The sequence below is a fragment of the Enterobacter sp. 5-4 genome (assembly GCF_000612205.1).
Taxonomy (GTDB): domain Bacteria; phylum Pseudomonadota; class Gammaproteobacteria; order Enterobacterales; family Enterobacteriaceae; genus Enterobacter; species Enterobacter roggenkampii.
In genome coordinates this window covers 1-20379 of the sequence record NZ_JFHW01000011.1, presented here as the reverse complement: position 1 = coordinate 20379, position 20379 = coordinate 1, and the positions used below count along the sequence as shown (strand labels likewise).

General features: G+C 56.7%; 18 protein-coding genes. 11 read left to right on the top strand and 7 right to left on the bottom strand.

Translation table 11 applies throughout. The annotated features are described in order from the left end of the window. The first annotated feature begins 38 nt into the window (after window positions 1-38). A complete protein-coding gene (locus tag AA74_RS0108440) occupies window positions 39-455 on the top strand; it encodes a secondary thiamine-phosphate synthase enzyme YjbQ (protein WP_023293516.1) in 417 nt (138 codons plus the stop codon). A 2-nt stretch (window positions 456-457) separates the two neighbouring features. Further along, window positions 458-811 carry an MmcQ/YjbR family DNA-binding protein gene (locus AA74_RS0108435; RefSeq protein WP_008503382.1) on the top strand — a complete coding sequence of 118 codons (354 nt, stop codon included), beginning with the start codon at window positions 458-460 and terminating at the stop codon, window positions 809-811. A gap of 3 nt (window positions 812-814) precedes the next feature. On the opposite strand, the gene uvrA is transcribed toward AA74_RS0108435, so the two are convergent. After that, window positions 815-3637, bottom strand: coding sequence for an excinuclease ABC subunit UvrA (gene uvrA, locus AA74_RS0108430; protein WP_008503383.1), 2823 nt, complete (start codon window positions 3635-3637; stop codon window positions 815-817). Between the two features lie 251 nt (window positions 3638-3888). Here uvrA and ssb1 point away from each other — a divergent pair, with 251 nt between their 5' ends. Continuing rightward, complete coding sequence (gene ssb1, locus AA74_RS0108425) at window positions 3889-4413, top strand: single-stranded DNA-binding protein SSB1 (RefSeq protein ID WP_008503384.1); 525 nt, start codon at window positions 3889-3891, stop codon at window positions 4411-4413. Between the two features lie 62 nt (window positions 4414-4475). On the opposite strand, the gene AA74_RS0108420 is transcribed toward ssb1, so the two are convergent. Beyond that, window positions 4476-4757 carry a YjcB family protein gene (locus AA74_RS0108420; protein ID WP_008503385.1) on the bottom strand — a complete coding sequence of 94 codons (282 nt, stop codon included), beginning with the start codon at window positions 4755-4757 and terminating at the stop codon, window positions 4476-4478. A gap of 636 nt (window positions 4758-5393) precedes the next feature. On the opposite strand from AA74_RS0108420, the gene AA74_RS0108415 reads away from it, so the two are divergent. Next, a complete protein-coding gene (locus AA74_RS0108415; RefSeq protein WP_023293514.1) occupies window positions 5394-6959 on the top strand; it encodes an EAL domain-containing protein in 1566 nt (521 codons plus the stop codon). Window positions 6960-6965: 6 nt separating this feature from the next. Here AA74_RS0108415 and soxS read toward each other — a convergent pair whose 3' ends face one another. Beyond that, entirely contained in the window at window positions 6966-7292 is a 327-nt protein-coding gene (gene soxS / locus AA74_RS0108410; protein WP_008503387.1) for a superoxide response transcriptional regulator SoxS, read from the bottom strand. Between the two features lie 98 nt (window positions 7293-7390). Between soxS and soxR the strand changes: the two genes are divergently transcribed. From soxR to AA74_RS0108390, 4 genes are all read left to right on the top strand, one after another. Continuing rightward, a complete protein-coding gene (gene soxR / locus AA74_RS0108405; protein WP_008503388.1) occupies window positions 7391-7849 on the top strand; it encodes a redox-sensitive transcriptional activator SoxR in 459 nt (152 codons plus the stop codon). 362 nt (window positions 7850-8211) lie between these two features. Then, the gene (locus AA74_RS0108400) at window positions 8212-8883 is read left to right on the top strand and encodes a glutathione S-transferase family protein (protein WP_008503389.1); all 672 of its coding nucleotides are present in this window, start codon (window positions 8212-8214) and stop codon (window positions 8881-8883) included. Between the two features lie 294 nt (window positions 8884-9177). Then, a complete protein-coding gene (ghxP, locus tag AA74_RS0108395; protein WP_008503390.1) occupies window positions 9178-10527 on the top strand; it encodes a guanine/hypoxanthine transporter GhxP in 1350 nt (449 codons plus the stop codon). A 150-nt stretch (window positions 10528-10677) separates the two neighbouring features. Next, window positions 10678-12324: a Na+/H+ antiporter gene (locus AA74_RS0108390; RefSeq protein WP_008503391.1), complete on the top strand. Its 1647-nt coding sequence runs from the start codon at window positions 10678-10680 to the stop codon at window positions 12322-12324. Window positions 12325-12405: 81 nt separating this feature from the next. Here AA74_RS0108390 and AA74_RS0108385 read toward each other — a convergent pair whose 3' ends face one another. Beyond that, window positions 12406-13293, bottom strand: coding sequence for a LysR family transcriptional regulator (locus AA74_RS0108385; protein ID WP_023345272.1), 888 nt, complete (start codon window positions 13291-13293; stop codon window positions 12406-12408). Window positions 13294-13395: 102 nt separating this feature from the next. On the opposite strand from AA74_RS0108385, the gene AA74_RS0108380 reads away from it, so the two are divergent. After that, window positions 13396-13806, top strand: a complete 411-nt coding sequence (locus tag AA74_RS0108380) for a CidA/LrgA family protein (protein WP_021242769.1) — start codon at window positions 13396-13398, stop codon at window positions 13804-13806. Then, a complete protein-coding gene (locus AA74_RS0108375) occupies window positions 13799-14488 on the top strand; it encodes an LrgB family protein (RefSeq protein WP_008503394.1) in 690 nt (229 codons plus the stop codon). The genes AA74_RS0108380 and AA74_RS0108375 overlap by 8 nt, the downstream gene beginning before the upstream one ends. Window positions 14489-14520: 32 nt before the next feature. On the opposite strand, the gene actP is transcribed toward AA74_RS0108375, so the two are convergent. From actP to acs, 3 genes are all read right to left on the bottom strand, one after another. Further along, window positions 14521-16170 (bottom strand): cation/acetate symporter ActP, encoded by a 1650-nt coding sequence (gene actP / locus AA74_RS0108370; RefSeq protein WP_008503395.1) that lies wholly within the window; start codon window positions 16168-16170, stop codon window positions 14521-14523. After that, window positions 16167-16481: a DUF485 domain-containing protein gene (locus AA74_RS0108365; RefSeq protein WP_008503396.1), complete on the bottom strand. Its 315-nt coding sequence runs from the start codon at window positions 16479-16481 to the stop codon at window positions 16167-16169. Before AA74_RS0108365 ends, actP begins: the two co-directional genes overlap by 4 nt. Before the next feature lie 82 nt (window positions 16482-16563). Then, entirely contained in the window at window positions 16564-18522 is a 1959-nt protein-coding gene (gene acs, locus AA74_RS0108360) for an acetate--CoA ligase (RefSeq protein WP_008503397.1), read from the bottom strand. A 423-nt stretch (window positions 18523-18945) separates the two neighbouring features. On the opposite strand from acs, the gene gltP reads away from it, so the two are divergent. Beyond that, window positions 18946-20259 (top strand): glutamate/aspartate:proton symporter GltP, encoded by a 1314-nt coding sequence (gene gltP / locus AA74_RS0108355; protein WP_008503398.1) that lies wholly within the window; start codon window positions 18946-18948, stop codon window positions 20257-20259. Window positions 20260-20379 lie beyond the last annotated feature (120 nt).

Here is a 20379-nt window from a genome sequence, read left to right as displayed (position 1 = left end):
ACACTTAGAAAGATTCATCTTTCATTACGGAGCAGCAGATGTGGTACCAACAGACCCTGACCTTAAGCGCTAAACCACGCGGTTTTCACCTGGTGACGGATGAAGTCATCGGGCAGCTCCGCGACCTGTCGCGGGTCAAAACGGGTTTGCTGCATCTGCTACTTCAGCACACGTCAGCCTCTCTCACGCTGAATGAAAATTGCGATCCCACCGTCCGGTCTGACATGGAGCGTCATTTTCTGAAGAGCGTCCCGGACAACGCGCCCTACGAGCATGACTATGAGGGGGCGGACGATATGCCTTCGCATATCAAATCTTCCCTGCTGGGCGTATCGCTGACGCTGCCGGTCCACAACGGACGGCTGCTGTTGGGCACGTGGCAGGGGATCTGGCTGGGAGAACATCGCATTCACGGTGGTTCGCGTAAAATTATCGCCACGCTACAAGGGGAATAAAGATGACAATTTCGGAGATACTTCAGTACTGCATGAGCAAGCCCGGCGCGGAGCAGAGCGTCCATAGCGACTGGAAAGCCACGCAGGTTAAGGTGGGGGATGTGCTGTTTGCGATGGTGAAAGAGGTAGAAGGCCGTCCGGCGGCGTCGCTGAAAACCAGCCCTGAACTGGCGGATTTACTGCGTCAGCAGCATGATGACGTGAGGCCGAGCCAGCACCTCAATAAGGCGCACTGGAGCACCGTCTATCTGGATGGATCGATTCCAGGCTCGCAAATTTACTACCTGGTGGACGCGTCCTATCAGCAGGCGGTTGAGCTGCTGCCGGAAACGACCCGACAGCAACTCTCCGTGTGACAATTACAGCAACGGTTTAAGGAAGCGCGCGGTGTGCGAGGCTTCGCACTCTGCAACGGTCTCTGGCGTACCGGAGACGAGGATTTCACCGCCGCCGCTGCCGCCTTCCGGGCCAAGATCGACAATCCAGTCCGCGGTTTTAATCACGTCCAGGTTATGTTCGATGACCACGATGGTGTTGCCCTGATCGCGCAGCTGATGCAGCACGTCCAGCAGCTGCTGGATGTCGGCAAAGTGCAGACCGGTGGTCGGCTCATCCAGGATATACAGCGTCTGACCGGTGCCGCGTTTTGACAGCTCGCGCGCCAGCTTCACGCGCTGCGCTTCACCGCCGGACAGCGTCGTGGCGGACTGCCCCAGACGAATGTAGGTCAGGCCGACGTCCATCAGCGTCTGCAGCTTACGCGCCAGCGCAGGGACGGCGTCAAAGAACTCGCGCGCCTCTTCGATGGTCATATCCAGCACTTCGTGGATGGTCTTGCCCTTGTACTTAATCTCCAGCGTTTCGCGGTTATAGCGCTTGCCTTTGCACTGGTCGCACGGCACGTAGATATCCGGCAGGAAGTGCATCTCAACCTTGATCACGCCGTCGCCCTGGCAGGCTTCACAGCGGCCGCCGCGCACGTTAAAGCTGAAACGTCCCGGCGTGTAGCCGCGTGAACGCGCTTCCGGCACACCGGCAAACAGTTCACGTACGGGCGTGAAAACACCGGTATAGGTTGCCGGGTTAGAGCGTGGCGTACGGCCAATCGGGCTCTGGTCGATATCGATAACCTTATCGAAATGTTCCAGCCCCTGAATGTCACGGTACGGTGCAGGTTCGGCCAGGGTCGCGCCGTTCAGCGCCGTCTGCGCAATCGGGAACAGCGTATCGTTGATCAGCGTCGACTTACCGGAACCGGACACGCCGGTAATGCAGGTAAACAGGCCCACCGGCAGCGTCAGGGTAACGTCTTTCAGGTTGTTGCCGCGCGCGCCGGTCAGCTTCAGCACTTTTTCCGGGTTCGCCGCCACGCGCTGTTTTGGTACTTCAATCTTGCGCTTGCCGCTCATGTACTGGCCGGTCAGCGACTCGGGCACCGCCATAATGTCCTTCAGCGTGCCTTCCGCCACCACCTGGCCGCCGTGCACGCCAGCGCCCGGGCCGATGTCGATCACGTGGTCTGCGGCGCGGATCGCGTCTTCGTCGTGCTCCACCACAATCACCGTGTTGCCGAGGTTACGCAGGTGAACCAGGGTGCCGAGCAGACGTTCGTTATCGCGCTGGTGCAGGCCGATGGACGGCTCATCGAGCACGTACATCACGCCCACCAGGCCCGCGCCAATCTGGCTCGCCAGACGAATACGCTGGGCTTCACCGCCGGAGAGCGTTTCTGCCGAGCGTGAAAGCGTTAGGTAGTTCAGGCCGACGTTCACGAGGAACTTCAGGCGATCGCCAATCTCTTTCAAGACTTTTTCGGCAATTTTGGCGCGCTGGCCGGACAGCTTCAGGTTATTGAAGAAGTCCATCGCGTGGCCGATGCTCATGTCTGAGATGGTCGGCAGCGCCGTATTTTCCACAAACACGTGGCGCGCTTCGCGACGCAGGCGCGTGCCCTCGCAGGTGGCGCAGGAGCGGTTGCTGATGAACTTCGCCAGCTCCTCGCGCACCGCGCTGGATTCGGTCTCTTTGTAGCGGCGCTCCATATTGTGCAGCACCCCTTCGAACGGGTGGCGACGCACGGAGGTATCGCCGCGATCGTTCATATACTTGAACTCGATGTTCTCTTTGCCAGAACCGAACAGGATCACTTTGTGTACGTTCGGGCTCAGGCTCGCCCACGGCGCTTCCACGTCGAACTTGTAGTGCTCCGCCAGCGACTTCAGCATCTGGAAGTAATAGAAGTTACGCTTGTCCCAGCCGCGAATGGCGCCACCCGCCAGCGACAGCTCCGGATTCTGGATCACGCGGTCCGGGTCGAAATACTGCTGGACGCCCAGACCGTCACACGTCGGGCAGGCGCCCGCCGGGTTGTTAAACGAGAACAGGCGCGGTTCCAGCTCGCGCATGCTGTAGCCGCAAATCGGGCAGGCAAAGTTGGCGGAGAAGAGCAGCTCTTCCGCCTGCGGGTCGTCCATGTCGGAAACCACGGCCGTGCCGCCGGAGAGCTCCAGCGCCGTTTCAAACGATTCTGCGAGACGCGTGGCGAGATCGTCACGCACCTTAAAGCGGTCAATCACCACCTCGATGGTGTGCTTCTTCTGCAGTTCCAGCTTGGGCGGGTCGGACAGGTCACACACCTCGCCGTCAATACGGGCGCGGATATAGCCCTGGCTTGCCAGGTTCTCCAGCGTTTTGGTGTGTTCGCCCTTACGCTCTTTAATGATTGGCGCCAGCAGCATCAGGCGTTTGCCTTCCGGCTGCGACAGCACGTTATCCACCATCTGGCTCACGGTCTGTGCCGCCAGCGGGACGTCGTGGTCCGGGCAGCGCGGCTCACCCACGCGGGCATACAGCAGACGCAGGTAGTCATGAATTTCAGTAATGGTACCGACCGTGGAGCGCGGGTTATGCGACGTGGACTTCTGCTCAATAGAGATAGCAGGAGACAACCCTTCAATGTGGTCGACATCCGGTTTTTCCATCAGCGACAGGAACTGACGCGCGTACGCCGAGAGCGATTCAACGTAACGACGCTGTCCTTCGGCATACAGAGTGTCGAAAGCCAGTGAGGATTTGCCAGACCCTGAAAGCCCGGTCACGACAATGAGTTTGTCGCGAGGGATTATGAGGTTGATATTCTTGAGATTGTGGGTGCGGGCGCCCCGAACTTCGATCTTATCCATTCACCTTTCCCGGTTGGAACACGGATTGCCTGGTTTGTTTGAAGGACAAACGGCTGTCAGAAACGGCTAATTATGACACAATTTGACCTGTTTGAATATACAGTATTGGAATGCATTTTCTGACGGACTGTGTAACAATGTTATGTTCGCACGAGAACTCTGGAATCCATCTCGCAGCTATCAAAATGCAGCGTGGAAATGGTACACTCGCGCGTTTACACTATTAAGAAACGTATTCAGGAGACACGAACATGGCCAGCAGAGGCGTAAACAAGGTGATTCTCGTCGGTAATCTGGGCCAGGACCCGGAAGTACGCTACATGCCGAGTGGTGGCGCAGTTGCCAACATTACGCTGGCTACTTCCGAATCCTGGCGTGATAAAGCGACCGGTGAGATGAAAGAGCAGACCGAATGGCACCGCGTTGTGCTGTTTGGCAAACTGGCAGAAGTGGCCGGTGAGTATCTGCGTAAAGGTTCTCAGGTCTATATCGAAGGCCAGCTGCGTACCCGCAAATGGACCGATCAGTCCGGTGCTGAGAAGTACACCACTGAAGTCGTGGTTAACGTCGGCGGCACCATGCAGATGCTGGGTGGCCGTCAGGGCGGTGGCGCACCAGCAGGTGGCGGCCAGCAGCAGGGCGGTTGGGGTCAGCCTCAGCAGCCACAGGGCGGCAACCAGTTCAGCGGCGGCGCGCAGTCTCGTCCGCAGCAGCAGTCTGCTCCGGCGCCGTCTAACGAACCGCCAATGGATTTCGACGACGACATTCCGTTCTGATTTGTGCGTCCTTCAAACAAAAAACCCAGACATCGTCTGGGTTTTTTTATTCCATAAAGGGATCAGGTAATCACCATTGGCCAGTCTGGTGGCGTGTGGCTCATCGCTTCAACCATCACCACTTTGATATTTTCCCAGACGGCGGCGATATCCAGCAGGGTAATGCCAAGCAACCCCGTTGCAAACCAACATGCTGCACCCAGCCCCAACAGCGTGCTGATGACAGCGAGACCCGCGTAGTCAGATTTACGAAACTGAATGTTCAGCGTGCTGGCCAAAAACATCAGTACCGCACTCAACAAAGGCCAGCGCAGGAGAACCATGCTGGTAGTAATGGTTGCCATAAACCCATCCTCTACAAAACAGACGACCTGAATGAAACGGTGTTTCTCGTTACAGAATATGTGTGAACTATATCACATTTGTTGATTTATTCGCCAGTGTCTGTGCGATCAAAAAACGGTTTTTATTCCTCAGGTAAAGAGTGTGTGCAGGCTGGCCCTGCCTTCGGCGCGCGAGGAGGCGCCCCCCAGCGTGCCGGAAACGTCCATCGGGCTAGTGGTGATACCTCAAATTCGGTTTTTATAAGAGGGGGCTCAGTCGAATCATAAAATAGTGCGGCGAAGACTGATTATTTATAAATCAACGCACACAATGCCCCACAGTAAATAGCATAAAACGTCATGATAAAGGTGCGCTTTTTTCATGCTGCCAGAAGTTTGGCTTAATCAACGATCGTCTGTTGTGTTATCTTCCCTCCGTCCTCGAGGGCTGGATAATTATTTTCCTTAATTGAAACGGAACGAATACTTACAGTTTCACTTACGGGAAAATATTATCGTCATAACGAAATTTAAGATTTTTAATACGAAAAGTCAGTTGCTAACTTCGCATGATTCATGCAACGTAATCACCTGTTTAACACAGCATCCGGCCTTCATTACTACAGGCGTACAACATGCAGGGATATAGGGCGGGAAATGAATCGTAGCGCGCGGCGCAAGATGCTCAGAGTGGTAGGGATCATCATGGTAGTTATGCTGCCGGTGATGCTTGCGCTATGGTTCGCCCAGCTAAGAGCCGTGTCTGAAACAAGCGCCCAGCTACGGACATTTGCTGAACTGGCTTTAGACAAAACTGAGCTGGTTATACAACAGGTTGATCTGGCCCGGGACGAGGCAGAAAAATATCGGGGCGAGCTCTGTACCCCGGGACACCGTCAATATATGTTGAACGTTGTTCGTGGTCGCCTGTTTGTTGCCGATTTAATTTACGCTGAAGGTCAGAATTTTCTTTGTTCGACCGTTTTTACACCGGATCAACCCTACGCCATACCCGTCGCTAATTACACGCGAAAACCTGACGTCGCTATCTATTATTATCGCGACACCCCATTTTATACTGGCTATAAAATGACATATATGCAGCGCGGAAATTATGTAGTGGTCGTTAATCCACTTTCATACAGCGAAGTCATGTCCGCGGATCATTCTCTCTCGTGGGGGGTTTACGACACGGTAACCAATGCTTTCTTTTCCGTCAGTCAGAAAGCCAACGTTTCGTTATTAAATTCGCTGATTCGGGATAAGGAATCGGTATTTCAAAAAGATAACCGCTTTTATACGATCGTCACATCCCCTAAAAGACCGATTGCGGCCATCGTGTCGACATCGAATAAACGCTTTTATGAAACGCTTTATCATCAGGCGACATTAACGCTGCCGCTGGGCATGATCTGCAGCATTATTATTTTGTTGGTCTGGTCCCGTACTCATCGTGAGCTTAATTCGCCGGGGCGTTTACTGCACCGGGCGCTGAACAAACGCCAGCTTTGCGTGCACTATCAACCGATTATTGATATCAAGAACAACCGGTGTGTCGGCGCGGAGGCGTTGTTACGCTGGCCGGGTTTTAACGGACAGGTGATGAGCCCGGCTGAGTTTATTCCGCTGGCTGAAAATGAGGGGATGAGCGAGCGGATTACGGATTACGTCGTTGAGGAAGTGTTCAGCGATTTGGGCCATTTCCTGGCCGAGCATCCGCATCTCTATATTTCGATTAACCTGTCGGCCACGGATTTCCACTCCTCGCGGCTGATCGCCATGATTTCTGAGAAGGCTCGCCACTACGCCGTCCGCGCGCAGCAAATCAAAATTGAAGTGACGGAACGCGGTTTTATCGATGTGCCTAAAACCACGCCGGTGATTCAGGCTTTCCGTCAGGCGGGGTATGAAGTGGCGATCGATGATTTCGGTACCGGCTATTCGAACCTGCACAACCTCTACTCGCTGAACGTCGATATTCTGAAAATCGATAAATCGTTTATCGATACCTTAACGACCAACAGCACCAGCCACCTGATCGCCGAGCATATTATCGAGATGGCGCAAAGCCTGCGGCTGAAAACCATTGCGGAAGGGGTCGAGACGGCAGAGCAGGTGAGCTGGCTGTTGAAGCGCGGCGTCCAGTTTTGTCAGGGATGGCACTTCGCGAAAGCGATGCCGCCCCAGGAATTTATGACCTGGCAGCAGCAACCTTTGCACTGAGAGTAATTAATTCAACTGGTGGCGATAGTCGCTCGGCGTGCGGTCAAACTCGCGGCGAAACACGCGGGAAAAGGTTTGTTGCGACACATAGCCAAGATCCATCGCGATATCAAAAATCGGCCGCTGCGTTGAGCGTAGCGCCTGCGCCGCCAGCAGCAGCCTGCGCTGACGAATGTACTCACCCAGCGTCTGGTGCATGACCGTGCGGAACATTCTCTGTAAATACCATTTCGAATAGCCCGACTTTTTCGCGACCACATCAATGTTCAACGGTTGGTCGATATGATCGTCAATCCATTCAATAAGCGTCTGAATAATCTGCTGATGCGACATAAGGTTGCCCCTCTGTAGATACAACTTTCTCGGTTGATTCGTCGTTTTCTCTGCGGGGGAGTATAATTCCTCAAGTTAACTTGAGGTAAAGAGGTTTTATGGAAAAGAGATTGCCGCGCATTAAAGCGCTGTTAACCCCCGGCGAAGTGGCAAAGCGAAGCGGCGTTGCGGTATCGGCGCTCCACTTCTATGAAAGCAAAGGGTTAATTAAAAGCATCCGCAACGGCGGCAACCAGCGTCGCTATACCCGCGACGTGCTCCGCTACGTGGCGATTATCAAAATTGCGCAACGAATCGGCATTCCCCTGGCTACCATTGGCGAGGCATTTGGCGTGCTGCCGGAAGGGCATACGCTGAGCCCGAAAGAGTGGAAAGAGCTTTCATCCCAGTGGCGAGAAGAGCTGGACAGGCGCATCCATACGCTGGTCGCGCTGCGTGATGAGCTGGACGGTTGTATCGGCTGCGGCTGCCTGTCGCGCAGCGACTGCCCGTTGCGTAACCCCGGCGACAAACTGGGCGAACAGGGGACGGGGGCGCGGTTGCTGGAAGAGGATTGAGATCGGTTTGCCGGGTGGCGGCTGCGCCTTACCCGGCCTACAAAACCGAGAACGTAGGCCGGGTAAGCGAAGCGCCACCCGGCAAAACCCCGCATAATAAAGAACTAAAGCGCCACAAAGGGCGCTTTAGTTTTTCCCGGTCTTTGTCTTTCTCTCTATCCCGCTGGTTCACGGGAGGGTTTCCCCCGACGTCAGCACCCCTCATGTCGAGCTGGTTGGGGAGGTTCCGGATTGTGCTGACACTTTAATTCTATGCAAGACCCGTTTTTTCGCCAGCGTCGCTGACCGGTTTTTAGCCGAATTTTTTTCGCGGTGTTGTTCGATTTTCTATAGTTAAAAAGTATGAATAACAGGAGAAAACCATGCTCACGGTACACCACCTTAACCAGTCGCGCTCGCACCGCGTGATCTGGGCGCTGGAAGAACTCGGTCTGCCTTATGAGATCGTTCACTATCAGCGCGAAAAGAACATGCTTGCGCCGGAGGCTCTCAAAAAGGTGCATCCGTTGGGCAAATCGCCGGTCATCGAAGATAACGGGCTGATCCTCGCGGAGTCTGGCGCCATTCTGGAGTATCTGCAGGAAACATACGATGCCGAGTCGCGGCTTAAGCCTTTAGATCCGGCGCATAAGGTGCAGTATCGCTTCTGGCTGCACTACGCGGAAGGATCGCTGATGCCGCTGCTGCTAATGAAGCTGGTCTTCAGCAGTCTCGGCAAGCCGCCGGTGCCGTTTGGTATCCGAACCCTGGGCAAAGCGCTTGGGCAAGGGGTGCAGAAAGCGTACCTTAACCGCCAGCTGGAAACCCATGCGCGCTTTATTGAGTCGCACCTTGCTAAAAATAGCTGGTTTGCCGGGGATTCGCTCAGCATGGCCGACATTCAAATGAGCTTCCCGATCTTTGCCCTGCTGGCACGCGGCGGTATCGACAACCTGCCGCATAGTCAGGCATGGAAAACGAAAGTTGAAAACAGCCCCGGCTGGCAACGAACCCTGGCACAAGGGGGACCGTTATCCATTCCGGGTGAGGATTGAAATGTAAACAAATTGCGCATAGACGATAACGTTTGCGCATCCTCTGTTTATTTCTTCAGCGTCATAAGGGAATTTTAGCGAAAAACGATAAAGTTCAGTTGAAAAGGGCGGGGATTAGGCTAGATAATCGTTTGCCTTAATTTGACCACCCGTTTGTAAGCGCGGAGCTAAACGTTTGCTTTTTCTGTGACGCCCTTTCGTCGCAAACGCAACACAAGGATTTGACGTTTAGCTGGCAGTGGCGTCTCCACCTCGCTTACGGACTTCCTAAAAAACTCTCAGGGGATGTTTTCTATGTCTACGCCATCTGCGCGTACTGGCGGTTCACTTGACGCCATGTTTAAAATTTCGGCCCGCGGCAGCACCGTGCGCCAGGAAATCGTTGCCGGTTTGACAACGTTTCTGGCGATGGTTTATTCCGTCATCGTTGTGCCGGGTATGCTGGGCAAAGCGGGCTTCCCGCCAGCGGCTGTCTTTGTGGCGACCTGCCTTGTGGCCGGCGTGGGCTCTATCGTGATGGGCCTGTGGGCGAACCTGCCGCTGGCGATTGGTTGCGCCATCTCTCTGACCGCGTTTACCGCGTTCAGCCTGGTGCTGGGCCAGCACATCAGCGTACCGGTTGCGCTGGGCGCCGTGTTCCTGATGGGGGTGCTGTTTACCGTTATTTCAGCGACCGGCATCCGTAGCTGGATCTTGCGCAACCTGCCGCAGGGCGTGGCGCACGGTACCGGCATCGGCATCGGCCTGTTCCTGCTGCTGATCGCCGCCAACGGCGTCGGTCTGGTTATCAAGAACCCGCTCGACGGCCTGCCGGTTGCGCTGGGCCACTTCGCCAGCTTCCCGGTGATCATGTCGCTGATCGGCCTGGCGGTGATTATCGGTCTGGAAAAACTGAAAGTCCCGGGCGGCATCCTGCTGACCATTATCGGCGTGTCCATTGTGGGCCTGATTTTCGATCCGAACGTCCACTTCTCCGGCATTTTCGCCATGCCGTCGCTGAGCGATGACAAAGGCAACTCTCTGATTGGCAGCCTGGATATCGTTGGCGCGCTCAACCCGGTGATCCTGCCAAGCGTGCTGGCGCTGGTGATGACCGCCGTGTTTGACGCGACCGGTACCATTCGTGCGGTGGCCGGTCAGGCGAACCTGCTGGATAAAGACGGTCAGATTATTGACGGCGGCAAAGCGCTGACTACGGACTCCCTGAGCAGCGTCTTCTCAGGCCTGGTGGGCGCAGCGCCTGCGGCGGTGTACATCGAGTCCGCAGCGGGTACGGCGGCGGGCGGTAAAACCGGCCTGACGGCGATCACCGTGGGCGTGCTGTTCATGCTGATCCTGTTCCTCTCCCCGCTCTCCTATCTGGTTCCGGCGTACGCGACCGCGCCAGCGCTGATGTACGTTGGCCTGCTGATGCTGAGCAACGTGGCGAAAATCGACTTTGCGGATTTCGTTGACGCGATGTCTGGCCTGATTACCGCGGTCTTCATCGTACTCACCTGTAACATCGTGACCGGCATTATGATCGGCTTCGCGTCGCTGGTGATTGGTCGTCTGGTCTCCGGTGAATGGCGCAAGCTGAACGTTGGCACCGTTGTGATTGCCGTTGCGCTGGTGGCGTTTTACGCGGGCGGCTGGGCAATCTGAGTTGTCCTTTGATGCGAAAACGGGTGGCTCAGGCCGCCCGTTTTTATTTTCAGGACTCATCCTGTTGCCTTTTGCGTTACTCTGGTGAAGATAGAATAAAAGGCACGACGCCTTCCGGAGTACATAAGCAACACAGCAAACAGGGAACGCATGGAAATCTTCTTCACAATACTCATCATGACCCTTGTGGTCTCGCTATCCGGGGTGGTTACACGCGTACTGCCCTTTCAGGTCCCCCTGCCATTAATGCAAATTGCCATCGGCGCGCTGCTGGCGTGGCCAACGTTTGGCCTGCACGTGGAATTTGACCCCGAACTGTTCCTCGTGCTGTTCATCCCGCCACTGCTGTTTGCCGATGGCTGGAAAACGCCCACGCGCGAGTTCCTTGAGCACGGGCGAGAGATCTTCGGCCTGGCGCTTGCGCTGGTGGTGGTCACCGTCGTCGGGATTGGTTTCCTGATCTACTGGACGGTACCGGGTATCCCGTTAATTCCTGCCTTTGCGCTGGCCGCCGTGCTGTCGCCAACCGATGCCGTGGCGCTGTCCGGCATTGTGGGCGAAGGCCGCATTCCGAAGAAAATCATGGGGATTTTACAGGGTGAGGCGCTGATGAATGACGCCTCCGGCCTGGTTGCCCTGAAGTTTGCCGTGGCCGTTGCGATGGGCACGATGGTCTTTACCGTCGGCGGCGCGACGCTGGAGTTCTTTAAGGTAGCCATCGGCGGTATTCTCGCGGGCTTCGTGGTGAGCTGGCTGTACGGCCGCTCATTGCGCTTCCTCAGCCGCTGGGGCGGCGATGAACCCGCGACGCAGATCGTGCTGCTGTTCCTGCTGCCGTTCGCCTCTTATCTGATTGCCGAACATATCGGCGTGTCGGGCATTCTGGCCGCGGTCGCGGCAGGGATGACCATCACCCGCTCCGGCGTGATGCGCCGCGCGCCGCTGGCGATGCGCCTGCGTGCCAACAGCACCTGGGCGATGCTGGAGTTTGTCTTTAACGGCATGGTGTTCCTGCTGTTGGGCCTGCAGCTGCCGGGCATTATGGAATCCTCGCTGGTGGCGGCGGAGGCCGATCCGAACGTTGAGGTCTGGATGCTGTTTACCGACATCGTGCTGATCTACCTGGCGCTGATGCTGGTGCGTTTCGGCTGGCTGTGGACGATGAAAAACTTCAGCGTGCGCTTCCTGAAGAAAAAACCGATGGAGTTTGGCTCGTGGACAACGCGTGAGCTGCTGATTGCCTCTTTTGCGGGCGTACGCGGGGCGATAACCCTCGCCGGTGTGCTCTCCATTCCGCTGCTGCTGCCGACGGGCGATGTCTTCCCGGCGCGTTACGAACTGGTGTTCCTGGCGGCGGGGGTGATTCTGTTCTCCCTGTTCGTCGGCGTGATTATGCTGCCGATTTTGCTCCAGCATATTGATGTTGGCGATTCGACCCAGCAGCACAAGGAAGAGCGTATTGCGCGTGCGGCCACCGCCGAAGTGGCGATTGTCGCCATCCAGAAAATGGAAGAGCGCCTGGCCGCGGATGCGGAAGAGAACATCGACAATCAGCTGCTGACGGAGGTGAGTTCCCGCGTAATTGGTAACCTGCGTCGCCGCGCGGACGGGCGTAACGATGTAGAAAGCTCGCTGCAGGAGGAGAACCTGGAACGCCGGTTCCGTCTGGCCGCGCTGCGCTCAGAGCGTGCCGAACTGTATCACCTGCGCGCCACGCGCCAGATCAGCAACGAGACGCTGCAAAAGCTGCTGCACGATCTGGACCTGCTGGAAGCGCTGTTGATAGAGAATCAGTAGCGCTGTTTTGCCGGGTGGCGGCTTCGCCTTACCCGGCCTACGGTTCGAACGTAGGCCCGGTAAGCGCAGCGCCACCGGGCACTATTCAGACCGCACCCAAAACCCCTCACAACACTGCAGCCACGCCTGCGCGCTCTGCGACAAATAGACCCCTTCACGCCAGATCATCCCTAACTGCCAGTGCAGATCGCTCTCCAGCGGGATCCAGCGCAGCGTGTTTTTATCCAGACGCTCGCAAATCGGCTGCGGCAGAATGGCAATCCCCACGCCCGCCTGCACCATCGCGGCCAGGAAATCCCACTGACCGCTGCGCACCGCGATGCGTGGCTTGACGTTATGTTGGTTAAACAGCGTCATCAGCTGGCGGCTTAAGGCGAAGTCTTCGTTGTAGATCAGCAGAGGGTGTTCGCCGAGCAGCTCAGGCTTCACCGCGTCCCTTTTCAGCCAGTCGCCGGAGCGGGGAACCAGCACGCACAGCGGGTGGCTAAAGAGCGGAAGCGTCGCCAGGCCGCTCTCTTCCTCAACGGGGAGGGCGGTCATGGCCACGTCGAGCTCGCCGTTAGTGACCGCCTGCTGGACGGTTAAGCCACCAAACTCCGAAATCTTCAGCTCTACGCCAGGATAGCGCTGGCGAAACAGGCTAATCGGCCCGGCCATCATCATCCCCACCATCGGTGGAATGCCGAGGCGAAGCACCCCTTTGGTCAGATGATTAATATCGTCCAGCTCCGCTTCCAGCTGGCGGAACTCCGCCAGAATGGCCAGCCCGCGTTCGAACACCACGCGTCCGGTGTCGGTCAGCAGCAGCTTGCGCCCGTCGCGGATCAGCAGGGTACAGTTCAGTTCATCTTCGAGGTTTTTCAGCATCTTGCTGATGGTGGGCTGGGTAACAAACAACTTCTCCGCTGCGCGGGTAAAACTTTGCTGGCGAACCACTTCGACAAAATAGCGCAGCGTTCTTATGTCCATGATTATTCCTCGAAACTATACCTGTGATGATTTTAATTCATTTCAGTCCATACCGTGCGCTCACTATACTGGCGCCTCGTCTCATTTTTGAGGAAAACCCCCATGGCCGTGGCGTTAAGCCGTGTTACGCCTGCCGTTGTGCAACGACTCCAGGTCCCGGTTCAGGTACTGCTCTACGCGGGACTGTTTGTTTTCGCCGAATATCTTGTCGGCTGGCTCCACCTGCCGCTGCCTGCCAACCTGGTGGGGATGCTGCTGATGTTGACGCTCATCCTCTGTCGCGTGATCCCCCTTAACTGGGTGCGCGCCGGGGCGCGCTGGCTGCTGGCGGAGATGCTGCTGTTCTTTGTGCCTGCCGTGGTGGCGGTGGTGAACTATGCGCAACTGTTGATGGTGGACGGCTGGCGCATCTTCGCGGTGATCGCGCTGAGTACGCTGATGGTGCTGGGAGCGACCGCCTGGGTGGTGGATAAAGTGTATCGCTTTGAAATCAGCAGGCACAAACATGACTAACTTTCAGATCAGCGTCTTGTGCCTGATCGCGACGCTGGCGATCTACTTTGCCAACAAGCGGCTGTATCGCCGGTTTCATGCGCTGCCGCTGATGCCGCTGGTCTTCACGCCGATCCTGCTGGTGCTGATGCTGGTCTTCGGCCATATCTCCTGGCAGAACTACATTGGTGAATCCCACTGGCTGCTGTGGCTGCTCGGCCCGGCGACCATCGCCTTTGCCGTGCCCGTTTACGACAACCTGGCGATTATCAGGCGCCACTGGATGTCGCTCAGCGCAGGCGTCATCACCGCCACGGTGGTCGCGGTCTGTAGCTCCGTCTGGCTGGCGAGACTGTTTACGCTGCCCGACGAAATTCAGCGCAGCCTGGCCGTGCGCTCGGTGACCACGCCGTTTGCGCTCGCGGCGGCGAAACCCCTCGGCGGACAGCCGGACCTGGTGGCGCTGTTTGTGGTGGTGACGGGCGTCTTTGGGATGGCGGTGGGCGATATGCTCTTCCTGCGGCTTTCTATTCGGGAAGGGATGGCCAAAGGCGCGGGGTTTGGCGCGGCGTCGCACGGCGCGGGCACGGCACGTTCCTATGAGCTGGGCCAGCAGGAGGGGGTTGTCGCGAGCCTGGTGATGATGCTGTCAGGCGTGGTGATGGTGCTGATTGCGCCGCTGGTGGCGTGGGTGATGTTTTGAACTCCCCGGCCAGAATGGCCGGGGAGAAAGGTTTAGTGCGCGCGGCCCTGCTCAACGCCAAGACCGGTTTGTGAACGAATAAACTGGGCGCGGAATTTCTCGCGCTCCAGGTTACCCTCCGGCGAATTGTCGGTAGCCGAGAAGACCCAGATACCGATAAACGCCACGGCAATGGAGAACAGCGCCGGATATTCATACGGGAAGATGGCGCTGGCGTGACCGAGGATCTGCACCCAGATCGTCGGGCCCAGAATCATCAGGATCACCGCCGTCAGCAGCCCCAGCCAGCCGCCAATCATCGCGCCACGGGTGGTCAGTTTCGACCAGTACATGGAGAGCAGGATGATCGGGAAGTTACAGCTTGCCGCGATGGAGAAGGCCAGCCCCACCATAAAGGCGATGTTCTGCTTCTCGAACAGAATGCCCAGCAGGATCGCCACGACGCCCAGCACCAGCACGGTGATTTTAGAAACCTTCAGCTCATCGCGCTCGCTCGCGCCTTTGCGGAAGACGTTGGCGTAGAGGTCATGCGAAACCGCCGACGCCCCGGCCAGCGTTAAACCCGCAACCACCGCAAGAATGGTGGCGAAGGCCACGGCGGAGATAAAGCCGAGGAACAGGTTGCCGCCCACCGCGTCGGCCAGATGCACCGCCGCCATGTTATTGCCGCCAATCAGCGCGCCCGCGGCATCTTTAAACGCCGGGTTTGCCCCCACCAGCATGATCGCGCCAAAGCCGATAATAAAGGTCAGGATATAGAAGTAACCCATGAAGCCGGTGGCGTAGAAGACGCTCTTGCGCGCTTCACGCGCGTCGCTCACGGTGAAGAAGCGCATCAGGATATGCGGTAAGCCTGCGGTACCAAACATCAGGCCCAGACCGAGCGACAGGGCCGATATCGGGTCTTTCACCAGCCCGCCCGGGCTCATGATGGCTTCCCCTTTCGGGTGGACCGCCATGGCTTCAGTGAACAGGTTATTGAAGCTGAACCCGACGTGCTTCATCACCATAAAGGCCATAAAGCTGGCGCCGAACAGCAGCAGCACGGCTTTGATGATCTGCACCCAGGTCGTCGCCAGCATGCCGCCGAACAGAACGTACATCACCATCAGCACGCCCACCAGCACCACCGCGATGTGGTAGTTCAGGCCGAACAGCAGTTGGATCAGTTTACCCGCGCCCACCATCTGCGCAATCAGGTACAGCGCCACCACCACCAGCGAACCGCAGGCGGAGAGGGTGCGAATCGGTCCCTGCTTCAGGCGATACGAGGCCACGTCGGCGAAGGTGTAGCGGCCCAGATTGCGCAGGCGCTCGGCAATCAGGAACAGAATGATCGGCCAGCCGACGAGGAAGCCGAGGGAGTAAATCAGGCCGTCATAGCCGGAGGTGTAGACCAGCGCGGAGATCCCGAGGAACGAGGCGGCGGACATAAAGTCACCCGCAATCGCCAGCCCGTTCTGGAAGCCGGTAATGTTGCCGCCTGCGGTGTAGTAATCGTTACGGGAGCGCACGCGTTTCGACGCCCAGTAAGTGATGTACAGCGTCAGCACCACGAAAATCAGGAACATCACAATCGCCTGCCAGTTGGTTGGCTGGCGCTGTACCTCGCCGGTAATCGCATCTGCCGCGTGGGCGGCAAAGGGAAGCGTGGCGGCGAGCGCCGTCAGAATTCTCTTCATGATGCTTTTACCTCTTGCAGTACCGCTTTATTAAGGCGATCGAATTCACCGTTCGCGCGCCAGACGTAAACGCCGGTCAGCACAAATGAAATCACGATCACGCCAATGCCAATGGGAATACCGCGCGTCACGCTGGTGCCCTCGTGCAGCGGGGTGCCCAGCCAGTGCGGCGCAAAGGCGATCAGCAGAATAAAGCCGACATAGATAATCAGCATGATGATGGAAAGGGTGAAGGCAAACCGTTGCCGCTTATCGACGAGCTCCCTGTAGTGCGCACTATTCTCTATCTGCTGACAAATATGGTCATTCATCACAGAGTCTCCAAAGGTAAGGTTGGTTTGTTTTTATCCCCTCTCCCCTATGGGGAGAGGGTGAGGGGAGAGGGAGAAAACACTAGGAAGGCATTGCGATGGCCTGCTTCTCTTCGAGCAGTTTTTCCACCACGCCAGGATCCGCGAGCGTTGAGGTATCACCAAGGTTGCTGGTGTCCCCTGCCGCGATTTTGCGCAAGATACGGCGCATGATTTTGCCGGAGCGGGTTTTCGGCAGCGAGTCGGTCCAGTGCAGCACGTCCGGCGTCGCCAGCGGGCCAATCTCTTTACGCACCCAGTTGCGCACCTCAGCATAGAGCTCTGGCGACGGCTCTTCCCCGTGGTTCAGGGTGACGTAAGCGTAAATTGCCTGGCCCTTGATGTTGTGCGGAATGCCGACAACGGCGGCTTCGGCAATCTTCGGATGCGACACCAGCGCCGATTCAATCTCCGCGGTGCCCAGACGGTGGCCGGAGACGTTCAGCACGTCGTCCACGCGTCCGGTGATCCAGTAATAACCATCTTCATCACGACGCGCGCCGTCACCGCTGAAGTACATGTTTTTAAAGGTCGAGAAGTAGGTCTGCTCGAAGCGATCGTGATCGCCGAACAGGGTACGCGCCTGACCCGGCCACGAGTCCGTGATCACCAGGTTGCCTTCGGTGGCCCCTTCCAGCGGGTTGCCTTCGTTATCCACCAGCGCAGGCTGTACGCCGAAGAACGGACGCGTTGCCGAGCCCGCTTTCAGCTGCGTGGCGCCCGGCATCGGGGTGATCATAAAGCCGCCGGTTTCGGTCTGCCACCAGGTGTCCATGACCGGGCATTTCTCGTTGCCGATTTTCTTCCAGTACCACTCCCAGGCTTCCGGGTTAATGGGCTCACCCACGGAACCGAGAATGCGCAATGAAGAGCGGTCGGTGCCTTCGATGGCTTTGTCGCCTTCCGCCATTAACGCGCGGATGGCCGTTGGTGCGGTGTAGAGAATGTTGACCTGGTGTTTGTCGACCACCTGGCACATACGCGCCGGGGTCGGCCAGTTCGGCACGCCTTCAAACATCAGCGTGGTGGCGCCACAGGCCAGCGGACCGTACAGCAGGTAGCTGTGTCCGGTGACCCAGCCCACGTCGGCGGTACACCAGTAGATGTCGCCCGGGTGGTAGTCGAAGACGTATTTGAAGGTAGTGGCCGCGTAGACCAGATAACCGCCGGTGGTGTGCAGCACGCCTTTCGGTTTGCCGGTTGAGCCAGAGGTATAAAGAATGAAGAGCGGATCTTCCGCGTTCATCTCTTCCGGCTGATGCTGGTCGCTCGCCTTTTCAATCAGGTCGCTCCACCACAGGTCGCGCCCCTCGTGCCAGTCGATTTTGCCGCCGGTACGCTTAAGGACGATGACGTTGCTGACCGTGTTGACGTTCGGGTTTTTCAGCGCTTCGTCGACGTTTTTTTTCAGGGGGATACTGCGTCCTGCGCGCACGCCTTCATCGGCGGTGATCACCAGTTTTGAGCTTGAATCGACAATACGACCCGCAACCGCCTCTGGCGAGAACCCACCGAAAATAACGGAATGAATCGCGCCGATACGCGCACAGGCCAGCATGGCCACCGCCGCTTCCGGCACCATCGGCATATAGATAGCGACCACGTCGCCTTTTTTAATGCCTTTATCCAGCAGGACGTTAGCAAAGCGGCACACGTCGCGGTGCAGTTCTTTATAGGTAATGTGTTTGCTCTGCGAGGCATCATCGCCTTCCCAGATAATCGCCGTCTCGTTCCCGCGCGCGGCAAGGTGACGGTCCAGACAGTTTGCCGCCAGGTTCAGCGTGCCATCTTCATACCATTTAATGGAGACGTTACCGGGCGCAAAGGAGGTGTTCTTTACCTTCTGATAAGGTTTGATCCAGTCAAGGATATGGCCCTGCTCACCCCAGAAGGTGTCCGGGGCGGTAATAGATTGCTGATATTTCTCGTGGTACTGCTCCGGGTTGATCAGGCAACGGTCCGCAATGTTTGCGGGAATGTCATGTTTGTGTATTTGGCTCATGGCTTTTTTTCTCCTTGTAAGATGTTAATAATATGTCGCAAAAACGTTAATAGTAGGGGCTTTACAAGCTTTGTTTATTATTTGGGCGACAGATCACGCATTGTTTGAACAGGTTGAAAAATGAGCGAATGAAACTTTGAAGGAAAATAATTTATGCTGACGATTATTCACATTTATGTTTAAAAAAGGTTTTTTATAACAAAAGGTTATTTATTAGAATCAGGAGAAACTCCCGTCACAGACGCTTTTACGAGTGAAATGCGTCGTTCTTTAAGGCTTGCGCAACAGGCCGCGCAAATGATACTCATACGCCGCGTTAAAAAATCCCATAAATCGACGCAACACAATTCATACCCTTTCAGTATGTCCCCATATTCATGCAGTTTAAGTGAATAAGGCGCTTCATTGAGGAAGTCAGTTTCTATGAAAAACGTTAAAGTCAGCCTGGCCTGGCAGATCTTAATCGCCCTTGTGCTGGGCATCCTGCTGGGCAGTTACCTCCACTATCACAGCGACAGCCGCGACTGGCTGATTGCGAACCTGCTTTCACCGGCAGGGGATATCTTTATTCACCTGATCAAGATGATCGTGGTACCGATTGTGATCTCGACGCTGGTAGTGGGTATTGCAGGCGTCGGCGATGCGAAGCAGTTAGGCCGTATTGGTGCGAAAACCATTATCTATTTCGAAGTGATCACTACGGTTGCGATCATTCTCGGTATCACCCTGGCGAACGTTTTCCAGCCGGGTTCCGGGATTGATATGTCGCAGCTGGCGACGGTGGATATTTCGAAATACCAAAGTACGACCGCTGACGTGCAAAGCCATGCACACGGCCTGATGGGCACGATCCTTTCTCTGGTGCCGACCAACATCGTGGCGTCGATGGCGAAGGGCGAGATGCTGCCTATTATCTTCTTCTCGGTCCTGTTTGGTCTGGGGCTCTCTTCACTGCCCGCGACGCACCGCGAACCGCTGGTGACCGTGTTCCGCTCGATCTCCGAAACCATGTTTAAAGTGACCCACATGGTGATGCGTTACGCGCCGGTAGGGGTGTTTGCGCTTATCGCCGTCACCGTGGCGAACTTCGGTTTTGCCTCCCTCTGGCCGCTGGCGAAGCTGGTGCTCCTGGTGCACTTTGCCATCCTGTTCTTTGCGCTGGTGGTGCTGGGAATTGTGGCGCGTCTGTGTGGGCTGAGCATCTGGATCCTGATTCGTATCCTGAAAGATGAGCTGATTCTGGCTTACTCCACGGCAAGCTCTGAGAGCGTGCTGCCGCGTATTATTGAGAAGATGGAAGCCTACGGTGCGCCAGCGTCGATCACCAGCTTCGTGGTGCCGACCGGTTACTCCTTTAACCTGGATGGTTCCACGCTCTACCAGAGTATCGCCGCTATCTTTATTGCGCAGCTGTATGGCATTGACCTGTCGCTGTGGCAGGAGATCGTCCTGGTGCTGACCCTGATGGTGACGTCTAAAGGTATCGCAGGCGTACCGGGCGTTTCGTTCGTGGTACTGCTGGCGACGCTGGGCAGCGTAGGCATTCCGCTGGAAGGCCTGGCCTTTATCGCGGGTGTGGACCGTATCCTCGACATGGCGCGTACGGCGCTGAACGTGGTGGGGAATGCGCTGGCGGTGCTGGTTATCGCCAAGTGGGAACACAAATTCGACCGTAAAAAGGCGCTGGCGTATGAACGCGAGGTGCTGGGTCGTTTTGATAAGACGGCTGACCAGTGATGTAAAAAGCCGGGTGGCGGCTTCGCCTTACCCGGCCTACACAAGCCGTAGGCCCGGTAAGCGCAGGGTATGAACCGGAAACATGGGTAACACTTTAGACCGGATACATGGGTAACAGTT